Annotated in this window: 26 protein-coding genes and 2 tRNA genes; 15 read left to right on the top strand and 13 right to left on the bottom strand. The window is 58.6% G+C overall.

What is annotated here, in order from left to right:
- The first annotated feature begins 622 nt into the window (after nt 1-622).
- The 4 genes from HMPREF3149_RS06585 to HMPREF3149_RS06600 all read left to right on the top strand — a co-directional run bounded on the left by HMPREF3149_RS06585 (nt 623) and on the right by HMPREF3149_RS06600 (nt 3,787).
- Nucleotides 623-1,165 carry a sigma-70 family RNA polymerase sigma factor gene (locus tag HMPREF3149_RS06585; protein WP_042532943.1) on the top strand — a complete coding sequence of 181 codons (543 nt, stop codon included), beginning with the start codon at nt 623-625 and terminating at the stop codon, nt 1,163-1,165.
- A 113-nt stretch (nt 1,166-1,278) separates the two neighbouring features.
- Nucleotides 1,279-2,205 carry a thioredoxin-disulfide reductase gene (gene trxB, locus HMPREF3149_RS06590; RefSeq protein ID WP_042532945.1) on the top strand — a complete coding sequence of 309 codons (927 nt, stop codon included), beginning with the start codon at nt 1,279-1,281 and terminating at the stop codon, nt 2,203-2,205.
- Between the two features lie 7 nt (nt 2,206-2,212).
- Entirely contained in the window at nt 2,213-2,536 is a 324-nt protein-coding gene (trxA, locus tag HMPREF3149_RS06595) for a thioredoxin (protein WP_042532947.1), read from the top strand.
- A gap of 66 nt (nt 2,537-2,602) precedes the next feature.
- On the top strand, nt 2,603-3,787 hold the full coding sequence (locus tag HMPREF3149_RS06600) for an N-acetylmuramoyl-L-alanine amidase (RefSeq protein WP_042532949.1): 1,185 nt from the start codon (nt 2,603-2,605) through the stop codon (nt 3,785-3,787).
- A 61-nt stretch (nt 3,788-3,848) separates the two neighbouring features.
- Here the strand turns inward: HMPREF3149_RS06600 and HMPREF3149_RS13575 are convergent, their stop codons facing one another.
- A complete protein-coding gene (locus HMPREF3149_RS13575; protein WP_168162188.1) occupies nt 3,849-4,037 on the bottom strand; it encodes a hypothetical protein in 189 nt (62 codons plus the stop codon).
- Between the two features lie 13 nt (nt 4,038-4,050).
- Here HMPREF3149_RS13575 and HMPREF3149_RS06605 point away from each other — a divergent pair, with 13 nt between their 5' ends.
- Nucleotides 4,051-4,377 (top strand): hypothetical protein, encoded by a 327-nt coding sequence (locus HMPREF3149_RS06605; protein WP_141741465.1) that lies wholly within the window; start codon nt 4,051-4,053, stop codon nt 4,375-4,377.
- A gap of 164 nt (nt 4,378-4,541) precedes the next feature.
- On the opposite strand, the gene HMPREF3149_RS06610 is transcribed toward HMPREF3149_RS06605, so the two are convergent.
- From HMPREF3149_RS06610 to rpmH, 9 genes are read right to left on the bottom strand one after another with little or no spacing between them, the layout of a single operon-like run.
- A complete protein-coding gene (locus HMPREF3149_RS06610; protein WP_070537196.1) occupies nt 4,542-4,859 on the bottom strand; it encodes an integrase core domain-containing protein in 318 nt (105 codons plus the stop codon).
- A gap of 25 nt (nt 4,860-4,884) precedes the next feature.
- On the bottom strand, nt 4,885-5,460 hold the full coding sequence (locus tag HMPREF3149_RS06615) for a hypothetical protein (RefSeq protein ID WP_070537197.1): 576 nt from the start codon (nt 5,458-5,460) through the stop codon (nt 4,885-4,887).
- A gap of 7 nt (nt 5,461-5,467) precedes the next feature.
- Nucleotides 5,468-6,535: a ParB/RepB/Spo0J family partition protein gene (locus HMPREF3149_RS06620; RefSeq protein ID WP_070537198.1), complete on the bottom strand. Its 1,068-nt coding sequence runs from the start codon at nt 6,533-6,535 to the stop codon at nt 5,468-5,470.
- A 6-nt stretch (nt 6,536-6,541) separates the two neighbouring features.
- Nucleotides 6,542-7,390, bottom strand: a complete 849-nt coding sequence (locus HMPREF3149_RS06625; protein WP_042532955.1) for a ParA family protein — start codon at nt 7,388-7,390, stop codon at nt 6,542-6,544.
- A gap of 10 nt (nt 7,391-7,400) precedes the next feature.
- Entirely contained in the window at nt 7,401-8,030 is a 630-nt protein-coding gene (gene rsmG / locus HMPREF3149_RS06630) for a 16S rRNA (guanine(527)-N(7))-methyltransferase RsmG (RefSeq protein WP_042532957.1), read from the bottom strand.
- A gap of 21 nt (nt 8,031-8,051) precedes the next feature.
- Nucleotides 8,052-9,038 (bottom strand): membrane protein insertase YidC, encoded by a 987-nt coding sequence (yidC, locus tag HMPREF3149_RS06635; RefSeq protein WP_070537199.1) that lies wholly within the window; start codon nt 9,036-9,038, stop codon nt 8,052-8,054.
- A 9-nt stretch (nt 9,039-9,047) separates the two neighbouring features.
- Entirely contained in the window at nt 9,048-9,326 is a 279-nt protein-coding gene (gene yidD / locus HMPREF3149_RS12975; RefSeq protein WP_083280798.1) for a membrane protein insertion efficiency factor YidD, read from the bottom strand.
- Nucleotides 9,314-9,682 (bottom strand): ribonuclease P protein component, encoded by a 369-nt coding sequence (gene rnpA / locus HMPREF3149_RS06640; RefSeq protein WP_070537200.1) that lies wholly within the window; start codon nt 9,680-9,682, stop codon nt 9,314-9,316. The genes yidD and rnpA overlap by 13 nt, the downstream gene beginning before the upstream one ends.
- A gap of 3 nt (nt 9,683-9,685) precedes the next feature.
- On the bottom strand, nt 9,686-9,829 hold the full coding sequence (rpmH, locus tag HMPREF3149_RS06645; protein ID WP_003847033.1) for a 50S ribosomal protein L34: 144 nt from the start codon (nt 9,827-9,829) through the stop codon (nt 9,686-9,688).
- A gap of 782 nt (nt 9,830-10,611) precedes the next feature.
- Here rpmH and dnaA point away from each other — a divergent pair.
- The 5 genes from dnaA (at nt 10,612) to gyrB (ending at nt 18,002) form a co-directional block, all read left to right on the top strand.
- Nucleotides 10,612-12,267 (top strand): chromosomal replication initiator protein DnaA, encoded by a 1,656-nt coding sequence (gene dnaA, locus HMPREF3149_RS06650; protein WP_070537201.1) that lies wholly within the window; start codon nt 10,612-10,614, stop codon nt 12,265-12,267.
- Between the two features lie 583 nt (nt 12,268-12,850).
- Nucleotides 12,851-14,032, top strand: coding sequence for a DNA polymerase III subunit beta (gene dnaN / locus HMPREF3149_RS06655; protein ID WP_070537202.1), 1,182 nt, complete (start codon nt 12,851-12,853; stop codon nt 14,030-14,032).
- 5 nt (nt 14,033-14,037) lie between these two features.
- Nucleotides 14,038-15,231, top strand: a complete 1,194-nt coding sequence (gene recF / locus HMPREF3149_RS06660; RefSeq protein ID WP_070537203.1) for a DNA replication/repair protein RecF — start codon at nt 14,038-14,040, stop codon at nt 15,229-15,231.
- A complete protein-coding gene (locus HMPREF3149_RS06665) occupies nt 15,218-15,766 on the top strand; it encodes a DciA family protein (RefSeq protein WP_141741466.1) in 549 nt (182 codons plus the stop codon). The genes recF and HMPREF3149_RS06665 overlap by 14 nt, the downstream gene beginning before the upstream one ends.
- A 196-nt stretch (nt 15,767-15,962) precedes the next feature.
- Nucleotides 15,963-18,002, top strand: coding sequence for a DNA topoisomerase (ATP-hydrolyzing) subunit B (gyrB, locus tag HMPREF3149_RS06670; protein ID WP_070537205.1), 2,040 nt, complete (start codon nt 15,963-15,965; stop codon nt 18,000-18,002).
- Between the two features lie 121 nt (nt 18,003-18,123).
- Here gyrB and HMPREF3149_RS06675 read toward each other — a convergent pair whose 3' ends face one another.
- The 3 genes from HMPREF3149_RS06675 to HMPREF3149_RS12980 form a co-directional block, all read right to left on the bottom strand.
- Nucleotides 18,124-18,570, bottom strand: a complete 447-nt coding sequence (locus HMPREF3149_RS06675) for a DUF6918 family protein (protein ID WP_042528615.1) — start codon at nt 18,568-18,570, stop codon at nt 18,124-18,126.
- Nucleotides 18,571-18,580: 10 nt separating this feature from the next.
- Nucleotides 18,581-19,018, bottom strand: coding sequence for a hypothetical protein (locus HMPREF3149_RS06680; protein WP_070537206.1), 438 nt, complete (start codon nt 19,016-19,018; stop codon nt 18,581-18,583).
- Between the two features lie 358 nt (nt 19,019-19,376).
- On the bottom strand, nt 19,377-19,595 hold the full coding sequence (locus HMPREF3149_RS12980) for a CopG family transcriptional regulator (protein WP_083280799.1): 219 nt from the start codon (nt 19,593-19,595) through the stop codon (nt 19,377-19,379).
- Nucleotides 19,596-19,696: 101 nt separating this feature from the next.
- On the opposite strand from HMPREF3149_RS12980, the gene gyrA reads away from it, so the two are divergent.
- The 5 genes from gyrA to HMPREF3149_RS06710 form a co-directional block, all read left to right on the top strand.
- On the top strand, nt 19,697-22,285 hold the full coding sequence (gyrA, locus tag HMPREF3149_RS06690) for a DNA gyrase subunit A (protein WP_070537208.1): 2,589 nt from the start codon (nt 19,697-19,699) through the stop codon (nt 22,283-22,285).
- 3 nt (nt 22,286-22,288) lie between these two features.
- Complete coding sequence (locus HMPREF3149_RS06695; RefSeq protein ID WP_042528623.1) at nt 22,289-22,636, top strand: DUF3566 domain-containing protein; 348 nt, start codon at nt 22,289-22,291, stop codon at nt 22,634-22,636.
- A gap of 110 nt (nt 22,637-22,746) precedes the next feature.
- Nucleotides 22,747-22,823 (top strand) — tRNA-Ile (locus HMPREF3149_RS06700).
- A gap of 9 nt (nt 22,824-22,832) precedes the next feature.
- Nucleotides 22,833-22,905 (top strand) — tRNA-Ala (locus tag HMPREF3149_RS06705).
- 491 nt (nt 22,906-23,396) lie between these two features.
- A partial coding sequence (locus tag HMPREF3149_RS06710) for a hypothetical protein (RefSeq protein ID WP_168162189.1) occupies nt 23,397-25,021 on the top strand: 1,625 nt, incomplete at its 3' end.

Raw genomic sequence — 25,021 nt, forward strand, 5'->3', positions numbered from 1 at the left:
CCAAAACATCGTGCTGTCTCTGGCCATCATTATCGTGTTGATGCCACTGGCGATCAGCGGTGTGCTGGGCCTGGCCGCCGTCGTGTTGGTCCACGAAGTCGCCGAAGTCATCGTGATCTTGAACGGCCTGCGGGCTGCACGAGCGAAACGCTGAGGCTGTGACCGGCAAGTCTTATAAGAGTTAAACCACGCGCCGAGCGCACACACGTTGGACCAGGCGAGTCATTCGAGTTCACCACCTGGTCCTTCTCGATGCGTGCAGGCACGGGAACTGTGGGTGAACCTAATAGTTCAACGGCCCGATACCGCTTGCAGATTCTACACACGAGGTAGCGGAATGGGCCGGGGCCGAACGAAAACCGGAGTTAGAGACAGCGCTCTTCAACCTACCCCCCCAATAACGCGAAACGTCATTAACGCTCCGCGTTACACGTTAAATTTGAACTCCACGCAGTAAGCATCCTGCTTACTGCGTTGCGAAGCGGAAGCTTCGCGTAGCGGACAGAAGAATCTTCCCGTAGACTCGCAGACACATTAACGGGGGGACAATCACACACCAGCAGGCTGCGGCCGGGGCATGTGGTGACCCGTTTGTCATCTGTAGTTTCCGGGGGGATTCTTCTTGTCTGCTCAGCCGACCGATCGTGAACTCGTCGACGCCTTCATTGGCGGAGATACCAAGGCCTTTTCGGCCATCGTCGAAAAGCACCGCGCGCGCCTGACCGCCATGGCGCGGCGCTACACACGCAACGACCACGATGCGCAGGACATCGTGCAGGAGGCCCTGCTCAAGGCCAGCTGCAACATGCAGTCCTACCGGCACGATGCCGCGCTGAGCACGTGGCTGCACCGGCTGGTGATGAACTCCGGCTACGACTTCCTCAACCACCGCTCCAACCGGGAGAACGCTTCCTTGGACTCCGACATCATTGAGGATGACCGCAACTACGCGCTCGCGCACAACCCCAGCGAACACCTAGCGGAGCACATCACGGTGGCCCAGGCCATGCAGACCCTCCGCGAGGATCAGCGCCAGGCGCTGTACCTGACGGACGTCGCCGGTTATCCCATCGCCACGGTGGCCAAGGTTCAGGGCGTGGCTCCCGGCACGGTGAAGTCACGGCGTGCCCGGGCGCGTCAGGCGTTGCGTGCGGCGATAGACTAGGCCCGAGTAGAATCTCAGTGTCTAACAGTCCACCGGACCTCCGGTCCTCCGCGCACGAGGCGCGGACATGAACCAGATTCTGTACAGGAATTGTCGTCTTAAGGGAGTTTTTAGTGACTATCCACGATGTCGCCATCGTCGGCTCCGGCCCCGCCGGCTACACCGCAGCCCTCTACGCAGCGCGCGCGGAACTCAACCCGATCGTCTTCGAAGGCTTCGAATACGGCGGAGAGCTCATGAACACCACCGAGGTGGAGAACTACCCGGGCTTCCAGAAGGGCATCATGGGCCCGGAGCTCATGGAGGAGATGCGCGCCCAGGCCATCCGCTTCGGCGCGGACCTGCGCATGGAGGTTGTGGATTCCATCGAGCTCGAGGGCGAGATCAAGAAGCTGCACGTGGGCGACGAGGTATTTGAGGCCCACACGGTCATCCTCGCCACCGGTGCTGCACCGCGCTACCTTGGCATTCCGGGCGAATCCGAGCTGGCCGGCCGCGGCGTGTCCGCATGTGCCACCTGCGATGGCTTCTTCTTCAAGGGCCACAACATTGCCGTCGTCGGCGGCGGCGATTCCGCCATGGAGGAAGCCACCTTCCTCACCAAGTTCGCCGAGTCCGTGACCATCATCCACCGCTCCGAGAACTTCCGCGCCTCCAAGATCATGCTGGAGCGCGCCAAGGAGAACAAGCAGATCAAGTGGCTGACCAACACCACCGTGGAGCGCGTCCTGGAAAAGGACGGCAAGGTCGGCAGCCTCGAGGTCAAGAACGTGCTCACCGGCGAGCTCAGCGAGCTCGACGTCACCGCCATGTTCGTGGCGATTGGCCACGACCCGCGCTCCGGCTTCCTCGAGGGCCAGGTGGCCACCAACGCCGCCGGCTACGTCGAGGTGGAGCAGCCTTCTACCAAGACCTCTCTGCCGGGCGTCTTTGCCTGCGGTGACCTGGTGGATGATCACTACCAGCAGGCCATCACCGCTGCCGGCTCCGGCTGCCGGGCGGCAATTGATGCGGAACATTTCCTCGCCGAGAACCGTTAATAGTCACATGAGCAACATTAAGAACGTTACGACTGATTCCTTCCGCGCGGACGTCGTCGAGGCCGGCAAGCCGGTTGTTGTCGACTTCTGGGCGGAATGGTGCGGCCCGTGCAAGAAGCTGTCCCCGATCCTCGAAGAGGTCGCTGACGAGCTGGGCGATGATGTCTCCGTGGTCAAGGTCAACGTGGACGAAGAGCGCACCCTGGGTGCAATGTTCCAGATCATGTCCATCCCGTCTGTGCTGATCTTCAACAACGGCGAGAAGGTTGATGAGTTTGTTGGCCTGCGTTCTAAGAACGACATCGTGGCACAGATAAGAAAACAGCTCTAACTGGTATCCTTTAACCCGTTGACGGCGCACCCCTGTGCGCCAACCTTGATCACGAAAGGGGTAGGTGTGAACCGCGTTTTACGTGTTGGTGACCAGAGTGTTCGCGTTGCCGAAGCACGCGCAACCCTAGCCCGCCTCGGCCTCATGACGGACTACCAGGGGACGTTGTCCGACTGGAAGAAGCAAAAGTACTCCGAGACCGATAAGCACTTTGACGCCGCCCTATCCCAGGTTCTCAAGGCCTTCCAGCAATCACGCGGTATTGTTCCCAGTGGCGAGATCGATGACCTCACCCTCCGCGAATTGCGCCAGGCCTCCTACACCTTGGGCGCCCGCGTGCTTGCCTATGAGCCGGGCAACCTACAGGTGGGCGATGATGTCGCGCAGCTCCAAGAGCAGCTGCAGGAGCTCGGTTTCTACCAAGAGCGCATCGACGGGCACTTCGGCCCGGACACCTACGCTGCCCTAGCGGAATACCAACTCAACTGTGGCCTGCGCAGCGATGGTGTGTGTGGGCCCAACACCATCAATGCGCTCAGCCTTCTGGGTCGGCGCATTACCGGCGGCTCGGCCCATAACATCCAAGAGCGCGAGCGCGTGCGCAACGCTGGTCCGAAGTTGGCCGGCAAGCGAGTCGTCATTGACCCGAGCCTCGGCGGCTTCAACAAGGGCCGCACGGTGAAGGGCCGCTACGGTGACATCACGGAGGAAGAAATCCTCTGGGACTTGGCTGAGCGCGTTGCCGGCCGGATGATTGCCGCCGGCATGGAGACCATCATCTCCCGCCCGCGCACTGATGACCCGTCCATCCGTGACCGCGCGGGCTTGGCCAACGCATTCGGCGCTGACCTGGTGATTTCCTTGGCCTGCGATGAGTATCCCACGGACAAGGCCAACGGCGTGGCCACCTTCTACTTCGGTTCGGAGTCCGGCAACTCCTCACTTATTGGTGAGACGCTTTCCGGCTTCATCCAGCGTGAGATCGTTGCCCGCACCGAACTGGGTAACTGCCGCAACCACGGCCGCACGTGGGCATTGCTGCGTCTGACTCAGATGCCGGTTGTACAGGTGGTGCTGGGTTACCTGACCAGCCCGAAGGATATTGCAGTCCTCACCAACCCGGACTGCCGCGATGACATTGCCGAAGCAATCGTTGTCTCCGTTAAGCGCCTGTACCTTCTCGACGATGACACCGCCGTCACCGGCACCTATCGCTTTGACGAGCTCCTGCGCGCGGAACGATCTTCTTGAGAAGTGGGGCAACGGGACGTTGCTCCACAAAACAAGAATTCCTGCACAATATAGGTCTCTACTATTCACGCTTTTCGACATTCCAAATATCTAACTCGCCCCACTCAGCGGGGAACCCCATATCTTTCTCACGACTTATGCCTTCGATGGTTGGAAAGTCCGCCATCAGCAGTGTCAACTTGCGGCGCCAGCTTTCTCCATCTCCGATGGACAACAAAACATATGCGATCAGAATGCAAGCGATCATCACCCACCGGAGTGAAGTGAGCAAGAAGACGGAGAGGCACCGCAGGAAATGCTTGGAGCAGATGTACTTCGCGCTCTCCGAGATGCACGTCCACAACATCACTTTGGAAAGCCGGCAAGAAGCACAAAACAGGCGAGACGTCGCCCATATAGTTGCCCTGCAGGGCCAGGGACAAAGTGCTGGCATCCGACTGCGACACGTACGCGGTGGCGATGATCCCCTGCTCTGGATTCCAGATGCCGTTCTGGGAGCACTGAACTCCGTCCATCTAGGGGAAGAGCAGTACTGGGAGAAGCTGCACGAGAAAGTGGTCCTCAAACGTCCCACCCCGGATTCCCTCTAGAGGCAGGCGAAGACCCTGGGTCCAGTCGTCCGGCTGGGGTCCCAGGGTCTTCTTCCGATCCTGTCGTAACAGGTGGCAATAACACTAGGGTAGCACCATTTGGCACCATTTGGCACCGATAGGCCCCGCCGAGATACAGCAGTGAAGTGCCCCGAGTTTTGTTCCTAGGCATTTGCCTTGATTTCTATTATTTCCTGTGGCGGGTTCTGCTTCCAAAATTCGGTTTCGACCTCGACCGGGGTTCGGTATCCCAAGCTTTGGTGGAACCTAGTCGCGTTCCACCATGACACCCACTCGAACGTCGCGATTTCTACCTCGACAACATCATTCCACCTGCGAGTATGGATCAGCTCGTTCTTGTAGGAACCATTAACGTTTTCTGCCAGAGCATTGTCATAAGAATCCCCGACAGTTCCGGTGGAAGTGGCAATCCCGTGCTGGGCAGGTCGCTCGTTGTAGACCACGCTGACGGACCTGTTCATTGAATAGGTCTTTGAAGCCTAGGCCCTACGCCAGGGCGCGGGCGAGGAGATCCTCCACCGCAGCTGCGGTGAGCAAATCGAAGGCAGGAGGCAGCTCGAGGCGCAGGCGTGGCGTAATGGGGTGATCCTGCACCACCATGAATCCGGCTGACTCCAGCGTTTCCACAGAAAGCAGACCGATGCGGCCCGGCTTGTCCCGCAGCAGATCCTCAGCCTTGGCGTGGTCACGATAGCCAAAAGCCTCGACGGCGCTGGCATCGCGCGAGGTGAGGTGCATTATTGTGGCGTCGAGAAGCACTGCTTCCAAGCCCTTGGCCGCACGCTCCGATTTCACAAAGAGGGACGACACCAGCACCGCATCCTCCGAGACAGGGGAGGTGGGCAACTTTGCGGTACCAGGAGCCAGATCCGGCGGGCAGAAGAAAACGGTCGCCTCATCACCCACGGTGAAGCCGCAGTCACCGTAGCGCAACAGGGTAGCGCTGAGCCAGGCTTCTTTCTCGAAGGCGGGATCAGCGACGGTGGTCTTCATCTCCCAGAAGATAGATCGGGCCGCCAAGGGATTGATGGCAACACCTTCCTTGACGGCCTGAACGAACATGGTTGGGCTAGCTGCTTTCGGTGCCTTCAATAAGCGCCATAATGCGCTCGAAGTCTTCCTGGTCGCCGAATTCGACGACCATCTTGCCCTTACGCTTGCCCATGGTGACGGTGACCTTGGTGTCGAAACGATCGGCCAGGCGCTCGGCGGACTCGGTGAAGAACTGCGGCTGCGGGACCGCAGGTTTCTTCGTTGCCTCGGCCGGCTTCCCATCGCGCTTGTACAAGGTGACAGCTTCCTCCGTAGCGCGCACGGAGAGACCCTCCGCCACAATGCGGTTAGCAATGAACTCCATAGCCTCTGCATCCGGAAGGCCCAACAAGGCACGGGCGTGACCACCGGACAGGGTGCCGGCAGCCACGCGCTTCTGTACGTTCACCGGCAGCTTAAGCAGGCGGATCATGTTAGTCACCTGGGGGCGGGAACGGCCGATGCGATCAGCCAGCTCATTCTGAGTCACACCAAACTCTTCAAGGAGCTGCTGGTAAGCGTGTGCTTCTTCCAGCGGGTTGAGCTGCACGCGGTGGATGTTCTCCAGCAGGGCGTCACGAAGGAGGTCATCATCCTTGGTATCGCGCACAATGGCCGGGATGGTGGCCAGACCCGCCTTGGAGGAGGCGCGCCAGCGGCGCTCACCCATGATGAGCTCGAAGCCGCCCTCCTCAGAAGGACGGACCACAACTGGCTGCAGCAGGCCGAACTCCTTGATGGAGTGGACCAGCTCTGCCAGCTCGTCCTCATCAAAGACGGTACGCGGCTGCTTCGGGTTGGGGAGGATGTCACCGACGGAGATCTCGCGGTACGTCGCACCAATCACCGAGGGCTTAGCCTGGCGCTTCTTGGAGCCGGAAGATTGCTGGATGGTTGGCGCACCCTGTATCTTCTTCGGGCCGGAGTCCTTGGGTGCGCCGGTGGAGGCGCCCAGAATGATGTCCGCGGCGGAATCTCCCAAACGCGGCTTGCGGGAGGGAGCGCCCGGGCCGGAGGGGATAAGCGCGGCTAGGCCCTTGCCTAGGCCGCCCTGGCGCTGCTCCGGCTTCTGGTCTGCCTTCCTATCTGCAGTGCGATCTGCCACAGTGTCCTATCCTTCCAATTCCGCGAAAATCTCGGGGCTCACGCCAATAGCACCCGTGGTGGGGTGCGGCGTGTAGTCCCCGCGTCTGTCCAGTTCGCGCGCGGCGGCCGCGTATGCGCGGGCACCGGTCGACGACGGGTCATAAGCGATAACCGTCTTACCATAGCCCGGAGCCTCCGAGACGCGCACAGAGCGGGGGATAACGTTGCCCAAGACAACGGCACCAAACTGCTCACGGACCTCATCCGCAACCTGCTGGGCCAGCTTGGTGCGGGCATCAAACATGGTCAGCAGCACGCCGGAGATATGGAGATCCTCATTAAGGTGCTCCCGGATCATCGAGATGTTGCCCAACAGCTGGCCCACACCCTCCAGAGCGTAGTACTCACACTGGATGGGGATGATGACCTCTTCGGCGCAGGACATCGCGTTGATGGTGAGCAAGCCCAGGGAAGGGGGGCAGTCAATGAACACGTACTCAAAGCCGTGGTCCTCCAAGAAACCCTTGTGCAAGGCATCATAAAGACGGAATTCACGGCGTACGAGGGACACCATTTCGATCTCCGCGCCAGCTAGGTCAATGGTGGCGGGGATGCAGTACAAGTTCTCATTATCGGGGGAGTGCTGCAGCGCATCGTCAGCAGTGCAATCCCCCAAGAGCACCTCGTAGCTGGATTGAGTACCGGAGGTGTGTTCAGCGCCCACGGCGGTGGAGGCGTTGCCCTGCGGGTCCAGGTCGATCACCAGTACCTTCTTGCCGGCCTCTGCGAGCGCGGCGGCAAGGTTGACGGCGGAGGTAGTTTTACCCACGCCACCTTTCTGGTTCGCGATGGTGATAAGACGAGGATGAGTCATGCCGTCTACTCTAGTTCACGCGGGGGACACGGATAATCGTGGTGCCGTGAATGGTCATGACCTCGGCTTTTCCTCCACCGGCGCGCTTGATATCTGCAGCGTCACGCTCAAGTTCCTCATGGACAGAGGAACCTTTAAGGGCAATCATTTCGCCACCTTTGCGAACAAGCGGCAGCGACCACTTAGCTAGCTTGCCCAGCGGGGCCACCGCGCGGGAGGTCACAATGTCTGCACCCTTCACGGCCTTCTTGACCGGGCCTTCCTCGGCGCGGCCACGAATGACGGTGACGTTGTCAAGACCCAGCAGGTCGACGACCTCGTTGAGGTACGTAGAGCGCTTGAGCAGCGGCTCAATGAGGGTGATCTGAAGGTCCGGCCGGGCGATGGCCAGGGGGATACCGGGGAGGCCGGCGCCACTGCCGACGTCGATAAGCACGGCGTCCTGGGGCATCACCTCTGCCACCACGGCGCAGTTGATGAGGTGCCGCTCCCACAAGCGCGGGACTTCACGGGGGCCAATAAAACCACGAGTGGACCCGTCCGTGGCGAGTGAATCGTGGTACTTCTGCGCGAGCGGCAGACGCGATCCAAACACGTCAGACGGGTCCAGTGGCACAGTGTCGGATACAGTGTCGGTCACTGTGAATTCTCCTGGGTAGTTCTAGTTATTCTTGCGGCGCTGCTTCTTGGAGCGGTTGTCCTTCTTGCGAGCGCCCGGCTTAGGAGCGGAGGTGCGCTTGAGCTCAGCCTTGGCAGCTGCTTCCTCTTCTTCCTCGCGGTCCATCTTGGCGTAGACGAGGCGCGTCTGGAAGAAGGTCCACACGGTGTTGGCCAACATGTAGAAAAGAAGACCAATCGGCCAAATAAAGCCGGAGAAGACCAGCATGGCCGGCATAAACCACAGCATCATCTTGTTCATCATGGCCATTTGCTGCTGCATCATCTCAGCGTTCTGGCCCTGCGGAGTTGCCGTCTTACCAGCGGCGCGACGCGCCTCCTGGCGGTTGAGAGACATACGCGCGTTGAAGTGGGTCAGCGTTGCAATGATGGCGATCAGCGGCACGATGATGACAGCAGCCTGCGTCGTCGTGGTTTCCTTGACGATCTCCAGACCAGAGTTCAGGCGCAGGTTGGCCACGAGGGGCACACCGAAGATCTTCGCGTCAACAAATTGCTGGACCTGCTCCGGCTTGAAGATGTAGTTCGCGATGGAGGCATTCATCTCCTCCGACATGGGCTCGCCAGCCGGGTGGCCAAAGCCACCGGCGACGGCGACGGTGCGGTCAAAGGACCGCAGCACGTGGAAGAGACCAATGAACATGGGAATCTGAGCGAACATCGGCAGGCAGCCTGCCACCGGACGCACACCGGACTCTTTGTAGATTCGCTGCATCTCCTGTGCAGCCTTGGTCTGATCATTGCCGTACTTGGCACGGATTTCCTGGATCTGCGGCTGGATCTCCTGCATCCTGCGTGAGGAGCGCAGCTGCGTGATGGTTGGCTTGACCATGATGGCCTTGAGCGTCCACGTCAGAAGAACGATGGCGATAATCCAGGTTCCACCCCAAGCGGAATCAAGGACGAAGCTCAAGAGCCAATGCCAGAACCACAGAATGGCTGAAATTGGCCAATAGATGAAATTAAGCACGAGTGTTGTTTACCTTCGTTGTTGTTTGGTCGGTACCGGATCGAATCCGCCCGGATGCCAGGGCCCACACTTGCAGAGCCTGGCGACGGCCATGCCCGTTCCCTTGAGCGCTCCGTGGACGGAGATTGCCTCTAGGGCGTAGGCACTGCATGTCGGTTCAAAACGACAGGTCGAAACCATCTTAAGGGCTGAAACATGCTTTTGGTAGAAGCGCACCCCGTGAACTAGGACTCGCCCGAAGCCACGAGCTTCAGGGATCTCTTCCCCCTGAGAGTTCAGATATCCCATTTAGCTAGGGCTTTGCGGATATCGCGCTCAAGGCGCTCACTAGTAGCCTCTGCGCTGGCGGGCAAGGCGCGGATAACAATGTCAGTACGCGGGGGTAAAGGTGCGCCATGAGCGCCATCCTTCATGACCGCCATGCACACATGACGAAGCCGCCGGGAGGTGCGGTGGCGAACCACGGCATTCCCGACGGCCTTCGAAACGATGAGGCCAAATCGCGGGCCAGTGGCCGCGATGGCGTCCTCACCATCGTTGATGCGCATGTGCACGACAACGGTGCGCGTGCCCGCCCGGCGTCCGCCCTTAATGGTCCGCCGAAATTGTCTCGGGGACGTGAGCTTATGCTGGGCTGGAAGCATGAATTAAGCGGTGAGCTTAGCGCGACCCTTCTTGCGACGAGCAGCGACAATGGCGCGGCCAGCGCGGGTGCTCATGCGGGTGCGGAAGCCGTGCTTACGAGCACGACGACGGTTGTTCGGCTGGAAGGTACGCTTACCCTTTGCCACGATTAACTCCTTGAAGTTGTGCGCAGATAACCCAAGACCACCGCCGAATGCGGTGGGGCCTGTGCATCCACTGATGAATGGTGTTCGCGGGGATGAGGCTTCGCCCGGAAGGCGCCGCAAGGCGGGGCGAGGCAGTCCCACATGCAACATGTGCTCCATGCACTGCTGCGATAGACCATCACAGGTTACGTGACAGGTGGGGCGTAGAACAAATCGACACACTGGGTGTACCCGAAATGACATCGATGTTTTTATCCGCAGCTAGAGCACTACTTTTCGCCCTCATGCTGCGGGTCAAGCGCGTTCCGGCAGCACCGCCAAACCGTCCCTGCTCGCTCAGGCTGAACCCTGCATAAAAAGTGCGTTAGACAGCCTCGGATCAACACGGTAGAACTAAGGAATCAAATTCCACAGCCGTCAACAGGGTGTGGATAACTCTCAATCACACCTTGAGACTTTTAGAGTTTTCGCAGCTCAACGGCATTAGGGTGCCGATTGAAAGTTATCCACAGCCATGAGATAGGCTGTGAATAAACCGCCTTTCCACACCTGTGGATAACTTTGTGGAAACCGAGGTGACGCGCTAAAACATCGTGTGGAATCTTCGGTGGAAACCCGGTGGAATTCTCACTCTCTTCTCAGTCCATCCGTCCATCCCCATCACTACAAGAATCACTGCGTTACCCGAGTTACCCGAATACCCGCGCAGTGGTCGAGTACGTGTCATGTGGCCTCGTACCAATGGCACTGTGTGAACTCGAACTACACAGAAGGTAGGCGTCTTGTCTGATCCGCAAGCGGCCCTCAGGGCCAGCTGGAAAGCAGTGGTCACTGACCTGCTAGCACAATCCGAGCAACCCAACTCGGCCGTGCCGAATTTCACCCACAGCCAGCGCCTTAACCTGCAGCTCGTTGAGCCCATCATGATCGGCGATGGCTACGCACTCATCGCCGCCCCGCACGAGAATGCAAAGAATGTCATTGAGACCGAGCTGGGGGAGCACATTTCACGCACCTTGTCACAGCACATGGGCAGGCCGTGTTCTTTAGCCGTGACCATCACTGCCCAACAGGCGGCCGCAGAGCAGCAGGCACCGCAACCGTCCGAAGCCGCTCAGGAAGCAGCACCACAGCGCCCCGTCCAGACCGAGGCACCCCAGCACGGCATGGGTCACCAGACTGAACCGACCTATCAGCAGCCACAACGCCCTGCGCAGCGGGCGGCAGAGCAGTCAGCACAACCCCAGCAGCGGCCGATTAATTGGGATTCCACCTATTCACCGGCCAGCCTGGACGAGCTGGCCCAGCACTACAATGAACAGCAAGCAAGCGGCCCGGCCGGCTACCCGGAGGCCTCCGGTCCACGCATCCCCCGCGAGGAACCTGCTCACAACCCGAACCGCGAGAAGTCCCTCAATCCGAAGCACACGTTTGAGAACTTCGTTATTGGTTCCTCAAATCGCTTCGCCAACGGTGCAGCTGTCGCGGTAGCGGAAAATCCCGCCCGTGCTTATAACCCGCTGTTTATTTGGGGCGGTTCCGGCCTGGGCAAGACACACCTGCTGCATGCAGCGGGTAACTACGCCCAGGTCCTGCACCCGGGCCTGCGCGTGAAGTACGTGTCCTCCGAAGAGTTCACCAATGATTACATCAACTCATTGCGTGATGACCGCCAGGAGTCCTTCAAACGCCGCTACCGCAACCTGGACATCCTCATGGTGGATGACATCCAATTCTTGGAGGGCAAGGAATCCACGCAGGAGGAGTTTTTCCACACCTTTAATGCACTGCACCAGGCCAATAAGCAGATCATTTTGTCCTCTGACCGCCCGCCGAAGCAGCTGACCACGCTGGAGGATCGCCTCCGCACGCGTTTCGAAGGCGGCCTCATCACGGACATCCAGCCGCCAGACTTGGAAACACGCATTGCCATCCTCATGAAGAAGGCTGCGGCAGACGGCACCGATGTGGACCGTTCCGTGTTGGAGCTTATTGCCTCGCGCTTCGAATCCTCCATTCGTGAGCTCGAAGGTGCGCTCATTCGCGTTTCTGCGTATTCCTCGCTGGTCAACGAACCGATCAGCATGGAGATGGCGGAGATTGCTTTGCATGATCTCGCACCGGATTCTGCTGATCGCCAGATCACCGCGGCCGCCATCATGGAGGTCACCGCGGAGTACTTCAACATTGACGTCGACACCCTTCGCGGCTCTGGTAAGAAGCGCGCCGTCGCCCATGCCCGCCAGCTGGCGATGTACCTGTGCCGTGAGCTCACCGAGCTGTCTCTGCCCAAGATCGGTGATCAGTTTGGCGGCAAGGACCACACCACGGTCATCTATGCGGATCGCAAGATCCGCAAGGAGATGACAGAGAACAGAAATACCTACGATGAAATCCAGGCGCTGACCCAACGCGTGAAGAATCACAACAGTCACTAAGACGTCGTGCACTAAATCCACGGCGCCACGTTGCTTGCCGACGCCCCTCCCACCAGCACCATCTCACGGTGTCACCCGGGGAGGGGCGTTTGTTGATCGTTATCCACAGAGTTATTCACAGCTGTGTAATTCCACTGTTGTGATTCATAGATCCTGGTCACATTTTCTGCATCCACAGCAGATCAGAAGCGGTTCTTCGCGTGTGGTTAACCCTGTGATCAGCGCCGATGGATCTGGGGATGAATTGTGGATAACGTCGGCCCCCGGAGGGTTACTCACATTTTGTGTCATTTGATCACAGCAATCCCACACCCTGACTCACAGATCGCTTCGCCGGAAAGAGCTTGGGATTTACATAGTTGTCCACAGATCCCACAGCGGTTATTACTACTCCTATTTTGTTTTCTCCCTAACCAAGAAGAAAAAGATGTGTGTGATTCGCTGGCGCCCGCCTGGTCGCCCGGCCCCAACGAAGGGCTCAAAAGTGGAATGACAAAACTCCTGTGGTTCGGTGGCGATCCTGTAAGTTGGAGTGAGCTTCCAAGAATTTATCCATCCGCAACTAGAGGAGCGTCTCACCACCATGGACCAGTCCGTGTCATTTCGCGTTGCCAAAGATGACCTCGCCAACGCCGTCGCGTGGGTCGCGCGCAGTCTGCCGTCGAAGGTCACCCAGCCGGTACTTCGCGCAATGCTGATCACCGCGGATGACAATGGTTTGGAATTCACCGGCTTCGATTACGAAGTGTCCACTCGCGTGCGCATTGCCGGCATGGTGGATGAACCGGGACGCATTGCCGTGGCCGGTAAATTGCTTTCTGACATCGTTGCCTCATTGCCCAACAAGGAAGTGGAGATGACGCAGGAGGATTCCAAGGTCCTGCTTACCTGTGGTTCTTCCCGCTTTGAACTGCCACTTATCCCGCTGGATGATTACCCGCAGCTGCCTGTGCTCCCGGAGGTGACCGGTACCATCAATCCGCAGCTCTTCGTTGAGGCAATTAGCCAGGTCGTAGCCGCAGCCGGTAAGGATGACACGTTGCCGATGCTCACTGGTGTGCACATTGCGATCAACGGCTCCCACGTGGAGATGACCGCCACGGACCGCTTCCGCTTGGCCATGCGCACCTTCGAGTGGGACCCGGTCTCTGAGTCCGTTGAGGCCAAGCTTCTTGTCCCAGCCAAGACCCTCCAGGAAACCGGCCGTTCCCTGGATACCCACCTCAACATCCCGGTGGAGATCGCCGTGGGTACCGGCGAGAACATCGCTGCTGAGGGCCTGTTTGGTCTGCATGCAGATAACCGCGAGACCACCACCCGCATGCTCGATGCGGACTTCCCCAACGTGGCACCGCTACTGCCCAAGAGCCACACGGCGATGGCCAGCATCGAGGTTGCTCCGCTGCAGGAAGCCATCCGCCGTGTGTCTCTTCTGACAGACCGCAACGCGCAGATCCGCATGGAGTTCGGTGAAGGCGAGGTCACCCTCGCCGCCGGCGCTGATTCCGGCCGCGCCACGGAAACCTTGCCCTGTGCTTTCAACGGCCGCGATAGCTTCGTCATCGCCTTCAACCCGTCCTACCTCAAGGATGGATTGGCCGTGGTTCACACCGATCGCGTCGTCTTCGGCTTCACCGAACCTTCCCGCCCGGCGATCATGATTCCGGAGCCGGAGGAACTGCCGGCGGCCACCGAGGATGGCACGTTCCCGACTCCGGAGACGGACTTCACGTACCTGCTGATGCCGGTGCGTCTGCCAGGCTAGGCCGTATGTACATTCGCGAACTCGATGTCAGGGACTTCCGTTCCTGGCCCGAGCTCACCCTCGAGCTGAAACCGGGGATTACCCTTTTCGTTGGCCGCAATGGCTTTGGCAAAACCAATATCGTCGAGGCCATTGGTTATACCGCGCACCTGTCTTCGCATCGCGTTGCCCACGATGCCCCGCTGGTGCGCCACGGGGCAGCCAACGCGCGTATTTCTGCAACCGCGGTTAACCAAGGCCGTGAGCTCACCGCGCACCTGCTCATCAAGCCGCATGCGGCGAACCAGGCGCAAATCAACCGCACCCGTCTCAAATCTCCGCGGGAAGTGCTCGGCGTGGTCACAACCGTGTTGTTCTCTCCCGAAGATCTCTCCCTCATTCGCGGTGAACCAGCAGCAAGACGCCAGTATCTCGATGACATCATTGCCTCACGTACCCCGCGTCTGGCCGGGGTAAAGGCTGATTATGACAAGGTGCTCAAGCAGCGAAATGCACTGTTGAAGTCAGCGTCACCCAGTTTGCGTCGCGGCTACAGCGATAGTGACGGTGCGTCAGCACTGGCAACCCTCGACGTGTGGGATACGCAGCTGTCTTCCCTCGGCGCGCAAGTGATCCAGGCACGCCTGGCGCTTGTCGACGAACTCCGCGAACTCATCCCCGCCGCTTATTCCGGCCTTGCTCCGGAGTCCCGCCCGGCCAGCATCGAGTACAAGTCCACCGTGGACGTCACTGATCGCGATGTCATCGAAGCCATGATGCTTACGGAGCTCGCCTCCATGCGGCAGCGAGAGATCGAGCGTGGCATGTCGCTGGTGGGCCCCCACCGCGATGACCTCGTAGTGAACTTGGGCACGGCCCCTGCGAAGGGCTTTGCCAGCCACGGCGAGACCTGGTCTTATGCCATTTCCCTGCGCCTGGCGGAATTCAATCTGCTGCGCCAGGACGGCACCGATCCGATCCTCATCCTTGATGATGTCTTCGCTGAGCTGGATGCCAAGCGCCGCGAAAAGCTCGTGCACCTTGCGGCTGAGGCTGAACAAGTGCTCATTACCGCAGCCGTTGACGAGGATCTCCCTGGCAATCTGCAGCCCATCGAGCGTTTCACAGTCACCGTGAGGGACACGGAAGAGGGCCGGATTTCTGAACTTACGCCGCACGACCAGGTGGATCAGGCGACTGCTGGTGATGACGATGACTGAGCCGGAATTCGATCCAGTCAAGGCCCTATTCGAGCGCACGCGAAGTAATTCTAAGAATGCGCCCAAGCTCAACAAACCAGCGCCGAAGATGAACCTGGCGCCAACGCCAGCGGAACAACAACCCAAGCCTTATCGCCGCGGTCGCCCGAGCGGACCTGATGGGCGCCGTCGTCGTCGCAGCCTTGATGTGCCAAGCCTGGGTGCCCAGATTCAGCGTGAAATTGGAAAGCGTGGCTGGGAGCATGAATTGGCCCATGGTTGGGTGATGGGCAATTGGGACAACCTCGTCGGTGAGCGCATCGCTGCGCATACCCAACCTCTCACCATTAAGGAACACGTGGTCTACGTAGCGTGTGATTCCTCGAGTTGGGCCACCGAACTTCGCTACCTCCAGCGCCCAATATTGCAGAAGATCGCGGACCGTCTCGGCCCGGATGTGGTGGTTAAGCTGCACATTCAAGGCCCTAAGCAGCACCGCAATTACGAGGGCCGCCAGTGGGTAAAGCCGCAAGGCTCGCAGGATACCTATGGATAATCCCCGTACCTATGGGTAATCCTGTCCCTGGACAGCCAGAAGAATCTTCATATTAAAAATATGGAATTTTAGGAAACCGCGAAATTCCCTCAAATTCGCCGCTCTCACTGGCGTGCAGTGTCTCTGCGTGGGGGGACACAGTGTAGAATGACTAAAGTCTTAGATTTAGCTCTAGCCAAAAGGAGAACGCGAATCCGTGGCTGAACAACACGCATATGATGCGGGGTCAATTACGATTTTGGAGGGCCTTGAGGCCGTCCGTAAGCGCCCCGGCATGTACATCGGTTCCACCGGTGCCCGCGGCCTGCACCACCTGATCTGGGAGATCGTTGATAACTCCGTCGATGAGGCCATGGCCGGCTACGCCGACAAGGTCATCGTCACCCTCTTGGAGGATGGCGGCGTTGAGGTCATCGATAACGGCCGTGGTATCCCGGTGGAGATGCACGCTTCTGGTGTTCCGACTGTCCAGGTGGTCATGACCCAGCTGCACGCCGGCGGCAAGTTCGACTCTGAGTCCTACGCGGTCTCTGGTGGTCTTCACGGTGTGGGTATTTCCGTGGTCAACGCATTGTCCACCCGCGTTGAGGCGGACATTAAGCGCGATGGCAAGCACTGGTACCAGAACTTCACCAACGCCATCCCGGACGATCTCGTCGAGGGCGACAAAGCCCGCGGGACCGGTACCACCGTCCGTTTCTGGCCGGATCCGGAGATCTTTGAGACCGTCGAGTTTGACTACGACACCATCGCCCGCCGCCTCCAGGAGATGGCTTTCCTCAACAAGGGTCTGACCATCGTTCTTCGTGATGAGCGCGCCATCTCTAAGGAGCAGGCCGAGCTCGATGAGATTGCAGAGGCCGGCGATGAGGCTGTAAGCCTGAGCTCCCTGGATGAGAAGGATGCTAGTGGGGAGGACAGTGAGAAGAAGGCTTCCAAGAAAAAGAAGGAAGTAACCTACCACTACCCGAACGGTCTGCAGGACTACGTTGAATACCTCAACCGCAACAAGTCCTCTATTCACCCCACCATCGTTGGCTTTGACGTCAAGGGCGAGGATCATGAGGTCGAAATCGCACTGCAGTGGAACCAGGGCTACAAGCAGTCCGTCCACACCTTCGCCAACACCATCAATACCCACGAAGGTGGTACCCACGAGGAGGGCTTCCGTGCGGCGCTGACCTCCCTGATGAACCGCTATGCCAAGGAACACAAGCTCCTGAAGGAAAAGGATGGCAACCTCTCCGGTGATGACTGCCGCGAGGGTCTTGCTGCCGTCATTTCCGTCAAGGTGGGTGACCCGCAGTTCGAGGGCCAGACCAAGACCAAGCTCGGCAACTCTGAGATCAAGGGCTTTGTCCAGCGCGCAGTCAACGAGCACCTCAATGACTGGTTTGATGCCAACCCGGCTGAGGCCAAGGTCATTATCAATAAGGCTGTTTCTTCGGCGCATGCCCGCGTCGCTGCGCGCAAGGCCCGTGAGCTAGTTCGCCGTAAATCCGCCGGTGACCTCGGTGGTTTGCCCGGCAAGCTGGCGGATTGCCGTTCCAAGGACTCCAAGCTCTCTGAGCTCTACATCGTGGAGGGTGACTCCGCAGGTGGTTCCGCAAAGGGCGGCCGCGATTCCATGTTCCAGGCCATCCTGCCGCTGCGAGGCAAGATCCTCAACGTGGAGAAGGCCCGTATGGACAAGGTGCTCAAGAACGCCGAGGTTCAGGCCATCATCACTGCGTTGGGTACCGGTATCCACGAAGAGTTTGATATTTCCAAGCTGCGTTATGACAAGATCGTGCTCATGGCTGATGCCGACGTGGACGGCCAGCACATCGCAACGCTGCTTCTCACCCTGCTCTTCCGCTTCATGCCGCAGCTGGTTGAGGATGGTCACGTTTACCTGGCTAACCCGCCGCTGTACAAGCTCAAGTGGGCTAAGGGCCAGCCAGGTTATGCCTTCTCCGATGCTGAGCGTGACAAGCTTTTGGCAGAAGGCCTGGCTGAGAACCGCAAGATCAATAAGGATGACGGCATCCAGCGCTATAAGGGTCTTGGTGAGATGAACGCTTCCGAGCTCTGGGAGACCACCCTGGATCCGAATACCCGTATTTTGCGCCGCGTGGATCTTGAGGACGCCCAGCGTGCCGACGAGCTCTTCTCCATCCTCATGGGTGATGACGTTTCTGCTCGCCGTTCCTTCATTACCCGTCGTGCGAAGGACGTGCGCTTCCTCGACGTGTAAGCCGGCAACTGCACCAGCAAAGCACACGCACAGAGAAGACGCACAGGCACAGAGAAACGAGAAAAGACCAGCCCTCGCGATGAGGAGCTGGTCTTTTTGTCTGTTTACCCTATGTCATTGCCTATACAGTGCCCATGTGGCGCTGTAGGACACGACCGATGGTCGGAACGTTGGGCTCCAAGATGGAAGAAGCCTTGCCGCGCAGTGACTTATAGGTGCGCGCGATGCCTGGTGTTTTAATGTCCTTTGCGGATTCATCTGCAGTGGCCATGATGGTGTCAGTAATTTCAGAGCTGCGACCATCCAGGTAGGTGCCAAAATCGGATTGCTCAGAACCTTCGAATTCCTTCCAATAGGAATCTAGGGCATTGAGAAGCTCCGGGAGCAACTGGTTGATTCCTTTAGAAAGGACTTTGGAATCTGCCTTCTTTGCGGCGGCCAAGGCGCCTTTGAAGGCCATTCCGGAAATGCCACTGAGGGAAGAAACGGCCTCATCGGCGGCTGTGGACAAGTCCGCGACCACGGCATTGCGGGTGGGGGACTGGAGAAGCTGGGTGAGGTTTGTCATATACCTGAGCTTACTGTGCCGGCGCGCTGGAATTAGCCTTGAGCGCGGCGAGCTGGTCAGCAATCTCCGGGAAACCATTCGTGCGGGCAAGGCGCTCAAGATCAAAATCAAGACCACCCTGGTTGAGACGGCTGTCTTCAGAGGATCCGGAGGAACCGGCTAGGCCAATCTGTGCGGCGAATTCGTCAACCTGCGCACGCAGGGCAGGAACGTTGTCCGTGATGAGCTTGAGTAGCGCTAAAGCACCGGCAATAGAACCGCCGATGATGAGAGTGGTGTCAATAGGAGAGGAGCCAGTCAGGGAGGAGCCGGCCTCGCCCTGCTGGAAGTCAGGATTACGTTTGCCCTTCCAGTCCTCGTTGGTGGTCTCAGCACTAGCGACCGGAGCGACCGCAGTCGCGAGGGTGGTGGCGATAACACCCGCGGCGAGAAGCTTCTTCATGGACATAGGGAATTCCTTTCTGCAGGGGGTTGGGTGGTGGTCATGGTAGAACCACCGCCAGGGAACGAGACGGAACAGTCGTCGTGCCCTTCTGTATCATGTTTAACTTACATAACTTCTGCCACAGAACGATAGACCTCCGCGCAAAAGTGGGCGAATTCTTCATTCTTTCCGCTCAAGGCGGGAACCGCTCGTAAAACGGTCTCCAGCGACCGGGCGGCATCCTGGTGACTCCCGTGGACGCGTATACCTTCCACCGACGCCGTACTAGCACCCGCCGCCGCGGCAAGGGCCGCAAAGGACACAATGCGCACTCGATAAACCCGACAAAACTCCCGAGCTATCAGCACTAAGTGCTCAACGCTCATGCGTGACCACGTGCCTGGCGAATTTCTGCCTCAAGCTCCGAGCGGCCGGGAAGCAACCTGCGTGCGGTGTCTTGTACTGCAGCATCCGACAGCGTGCGCGATGCCGCAGCGACAACGGCCCGCACCACAGCCTCATGTTTCGAGGTTCCTTGCGCGGAAGCCAACAGCGTGAGTGCGTGATCCTGCTCTGGAGTCAGCCTTAAAGTCATTGCCATACCTACGATGCTAGCAAGATGATACCGCAGTGATACCACTCGTGCGCACAACCCGCGCCATACACAGCCTCAGGGAGTCATAGCCGGTAGGATAAGGCGTTATGAGTGATAACAACGGCGATCTTTTTGATCGTATTCATCCGATTGACATCAATGAGGAGATGGAGTCGAGCTATATCGACTACGCCATGTCCGTCATCGTCGGCCGTGCGTTGCCGGAGGTTCGTGATGGCCTCAAGCCAGTACACCGCCGCATCCTCTACGCGATGTTTGACTCCGGCTACCGCCCGGATCGCGGTTATGTGAAGTCCGCACGTCCGGTCTCGGACACGATGGGTCAGTTCCACCCGCACGGTGACTCCGCCATCTACGACACCCTCGTGCGCTTGGCCCAGCCGTGGAACATGCGCTACCCGTTGGTCGATGGCCAGGGTAACTTCGGTTCCCGCGGTAATGACGGCCCTGCTGCTATGCGTTACACCGAGTGCCGCATGACGCCTCTGGCCATGGAGATGGTGCGCGATATTCGTGAAAACACGGTCGATTTCGCCCCCAACTACGATGGTAAGACCGAAGAGCCGGTTATCCTACCCTCCCGCGTTCCGAACCTGCTGATGAACGGTTCCGGCGGTATTGCCGTGGGTATGGCCACCAACATTCCGCCGCACAACCTGGGCGAGCTGGCGGACGCCATTTACTGGCTGCTGGAGAACCCCAATGCTAGTGAGGAAGAGGCTCTTGAGGCGTGCATGAAGTACGTCAAGGGTCCGGATTTCCCCACTGCTGGCCTTATCGTCGGTGACCAGGGCATCAAAGATGCTTACACAACCGGCCGTGGCTCCATCCGCATGCGCGGTGTGACCTCCATTGAGGAGGTGGGCAACCGCCAGACCATCGTTATCACCGAGTTGCCGTACCAGGTCAACCCGGACAACATGATCTCCAACATCGCGGAGTCCGTGGTTAACGGCAAGATTGCCGGCATTGCCAAGATTGAGGATGAGTCTTCTAACCGCGTGGGCATGCGCATCGTTGTCACCCTGAAGCGTGATGCTGTGGCCCGCGTTGTTCTCAACAACCTGTACAAGCACTCCCAGCTGCAGACCTCCTTCGGCGCGAACATGCTCTCCATTGTCGATGGCGTGCCGCGCACGCTGCGTCTGGACCAAATGCTGAGTTACTACGTGGCCCACCAGATTGAGGTCATCGTCCGCCGTACCCAGTACCGCCTCGATGAAGCCGAGAAGCGCGCCCATATCCTGCGCGGTTTGGTCAAGGCACTCGATATGCTCGATGAGGTCATCGCACTCATCCGCCGTTCCCCGACGGTGGAGGAGGCCCGCGAGGGCTTGATGCAGCTTCTCGACGTCGACGAGATCCAAGCCGACGCCATCCTGGCCATGCGCCTGCGCCGCCTCGCTGCCTTGGAGCGTCAGAAAATCATTGATGAGTTGGCGGAGATCGAGGAAATCATCGCCGACCTCAAGGACATTCTCGCCCGCGAGGAGCGCCAGCGCCAGATTGTCCACGATGAGCTTGAAGAAATCGTCGAGAAGTACGGCGATGAGCGCCGCACGGAGATCGTTGCCGCGTCTGGTGACGTCACCGATGAGGACCTCATCGCACGTGAGAACGTTGTTGTCACTATCACCGCTACGGGCTACGCCAAGCGCACCAAGGTGGATGCCTACAAGGCCCAGAAGCGCGGCGGTAAGGGCGTGCGTGGAGCAGAGCTCAAGCAGGACGACATTGTCAAGAACTTCTTTGTCTGCTCAACGCACGACTGGATCCTGTTCTTCACCAACTTTGGCCGTGTCTATCGCCTCAAGGCCTACGAACTCCCGGAGGCGGGCCGTACCGCCCGCGGCCAGCACGTGGCCAACCTGCTGGAGTTCCAGCCGGAGGAGAAGATCGCACAGGTCATCCAGATTCAGTCGTACGAGGATGCTCCCTACCTCGTCCTTGCCACCAAACAAGGACGCGTAAAGAAGTCCCGCCTCACCGACTACGAGTCTGCACGTTCCGCCGGTCTTATCGCCATCAACCTCAACGAGGGTGATGCTCTCATTGGCGCACAGCTTGTCCATGAGGGCGATGACATCCTGCTTACCTCTGAGCAGGGCCAGGCCATCCGCTTCACTGCGGACGATGACCAGCTGCGCCCGATGGGCCGCGCTACGGCAGGTGTGAAGGGCATGCGCTTCCGCGGCGATGACCAGCTGCTGTCCATGTCCGTGGTCAATGACGGTCAGTTCCTGCTCGTGGCCACCTCCGGCGGCTACGGCAAGCGCACAGCCATTGAGGAATACACCCCGCAGGGGCGTGGCGGCCTGGGTGTTATGACCTTTAAGTACACCCCGAAGCGCGGCAAGCTCATCTCTGCCATCGCCGTCGATGAGGATGACGAGATTTTCGCCATCACCTCTGCCGGCGGCGTCGTCCGTACCGAGGTCAACCAGATTCGCCCGAGCTCCCGCGCCACCATGGGCGTGCGCTTGGTCAACCTGGGCGATGACGTCGAGTTGCTTGCTATCGACCGTAACGTTGAAGACGACGGTGAGGAAGATGCCCAGGCAGTAGCCAAGGGTGAGAAGTCCGTTGAGGACGTCAAGCCTGAACACCTCAAGCTTGGCGAGGAGTCCAAGGACAACACGGATTCGGCCGCTGACAACAAGACCGATGAGGAGTAAGCCATGATCGGACGAGAGCTTCACCTAGCGCGGATTTCACCGATGTCGGCCTTCCGCGTGGGCCTCGCCATGTCACTCGTCGGGCTTGTTGCCTGGATCATTGCAGTTTGCCTGCTCTACATGGGCCTCGATCAAGCTGGCATTTGGGATTCCCTCAATAGCTTGGTCGGCAGCGTAGGCGGTGGCTTTGAGGTCAGCTTTGGCCTCGTCGTCTCTGCTGCGGCTCTCTTCGGCGCCATCATCGCTGTCCTCATGACCATCCTGGCACCACTCATGGCTGTTATATATAACGCCATCGTCGATGTCTTTGGTGGGTTCAAGGTGCGTCTCCAGGACGAGGCGCAGCGGTAGCCAAAGAGATCGATGCATTAACGTTCCAAAACGACCCACAAAACATAGATTGACCTGGCGATTTGTAATAGCTCGCCAGTCCTATGTAGAGTTACTACTCGTTCCGGTCAGGGCCTATAGCTCAGTCGGTTAGAGCGCATCGCTGATAACGATGAGGTCGCTGGTTCGATTCCAGCTAGGCCCACCACGGAACAATGGGGCATTAGCTCAATTGGTAGAGCATCTGCTTTGCAAGCAGAAGGTCAGGAGTTCGATTCTCCTATGCTCCACAGCATAAAACTAAAGACGCCCAGCGATGGACGCTGGGCGTCTTTCTTTATTTCAACCCCAAGCATAGTCCCGGCTACGGACGTGAACCTCCGGAAGAAAAGCAGGCCTTAAGAAACCAAACCAAGGGGCCGCTCTGGCTAATCTATCGAATGACATACATGTAATTATTCCCCGGATAGGGGTAGAATCGTTCACAGCTTTCACATAGGTTCGAAATAGTTTCACCAGTCCCTCACGTATAAAACACTGTCATCTACCTGCTAATTAACCGATCAAGACGGCCTGAGTGTTGGAAAAACTCTAAAAAGTTGTTGCGTTTGACTGGAAAGACCCGCGAAAGTCCGATAATCTTGCCAACAGCGACAAAAGCTGCACTACTTGTTGAGAATGTGAAGATCATTCTGAAAGAACATTTGCTAGCGTCGCCCTACACGACGGTTATCGAAAGATAATTTTCACAGACCGACCTCAACTCTCATAGGGGAATTACATGTTCAAGAACCGTGTTCGCACCGCAGCTCTCGCAGGTGCAATCGCAGTAGCCACCGGCGTTTCCGGTGTTGCAGTCCCGGCTTTCGCTGAGGACACCACCGCCACCAACATCCAGGGCGGCGGCTTCAACGAGCCGGACGCATCCCTGGCTAAGGATGTTGAAGCTAAGAACGTTACCGAGGCTCAGCTGCGCGACCTCGTAGGTGCAACCCACCACTACATCGTCAACAACAACCAGTTCCGTGAGCTCTACGAAGCAGCTGCCGCTGCTAACACCGATGGTCTCGACCGCTCCGAGCAGGCTGACCACAAGGCTTACCAGGCTGCAGCCAACGAGGCCACCAAGCAGCTTGCACAGGCTGAGAAGAACGTTCAGGCTGCACGCGCGTCCGTAGCTTACGCTCTGCAGAACGACAAGGCTGCTGACCAGGCTTGGGCTAACTACGAAGAGAAGGCCTTCGACTACAACAACACCGTTACCAACATCGTTGGTGATCAGAAGGGCACCGGCGTCGGTAACACGACCACTCCGGGTAACGACGAGTACAAGCACTTCGGCCTGCTGAAGAGCGACTTGGACAAGACCAACGGCATCGAGAACAAGCTCAACGATGAGTCCAAGTTCGACAAGTCCAAGCACCCTGACCTGGTTGTTCCTGATCTGAAGCAGATCGATCCGGAAAACTTCGACAGCGTTCAGAACACTCCGAAGGAAAACATCAAGAAGTTCGAGGACATGATTAAGGTCTACAAGGAGCGCCTCGACTACACCGGTTGGCGCAACGCCGACAAGACCAAGGATGACTACATCACTCGTGATTACATCCCGATGGTCGAGACCCTGATTGCTGACGCTGAGATGCTTCTGGAGCAGCTCAAGGCTGACTCCGCTGCTCTGGAGGAGGCACGCCAGGCAGCTCTCGCAGCTTCCCGCGAGTCCCAGAAGACCGATATCCTCGTACGCCAGGGCTTCCTGGACCAGGCTAACGCCCAGGTTCGCGTTCTGCGCGCTATGGAGGCAGAATTCGCAATCGGTGCTCGCGAGCTGGAGCTCCGTGAGGCTGGCGACAACGCAACTGTCGTTATCGACGGTAACCAGGTGACCCTGCGTAAGGCCTACGCTGACCTTATCGCGCACGGCCACGGTATCGTCTCCGACGCGAAGGACTACAACTACGAAGTCTACAAGACCCAGATTCTTAAGGCAGATAAGTTCAAGGCTTGGGCTACCGACAAGGCTAACTTCGACGGCAACCGTATTTGGGCTCCGAAGGTTCCGGCTGACTTCGTCGAGCCGGAGAGCCCGTGGGGCAACACTCCGGTCGCTGTCTGGAACGGCGGCACCGATGAGGAGCGCCTCGATTACCTGGCAGCTAAGCTTGCTGCACAGCAGCTGTGGTTCGGCCCGAACAACTACAACATCGAGTACGAAGAGGCCTACCGCCAGGTTGTCAACGCTGACAACGGTGTACAGAAGATGATTGCTGACTCCAAGGCAGACGAGGAGAACGCTAAGGCCGAGCGCGAGCGCGCTGAAAAGGAAGCCAAGGACCGCGAGCGCATCGCAAACGCTCTCGAGAACCTGGGCGGCAACAAGGGCGGCAACGCTGGCGACAACGGCAA

Source organism: Corynebacterium sp. HMSC05E07 (genome assembly GCF_001807225.1).
Lineage (GTDB): Bacteria > Actinomycetota > Actinomycetes > Mycobacteriales > Mycobacteriaceae > Corynebacterium > Corynebacterium singulare.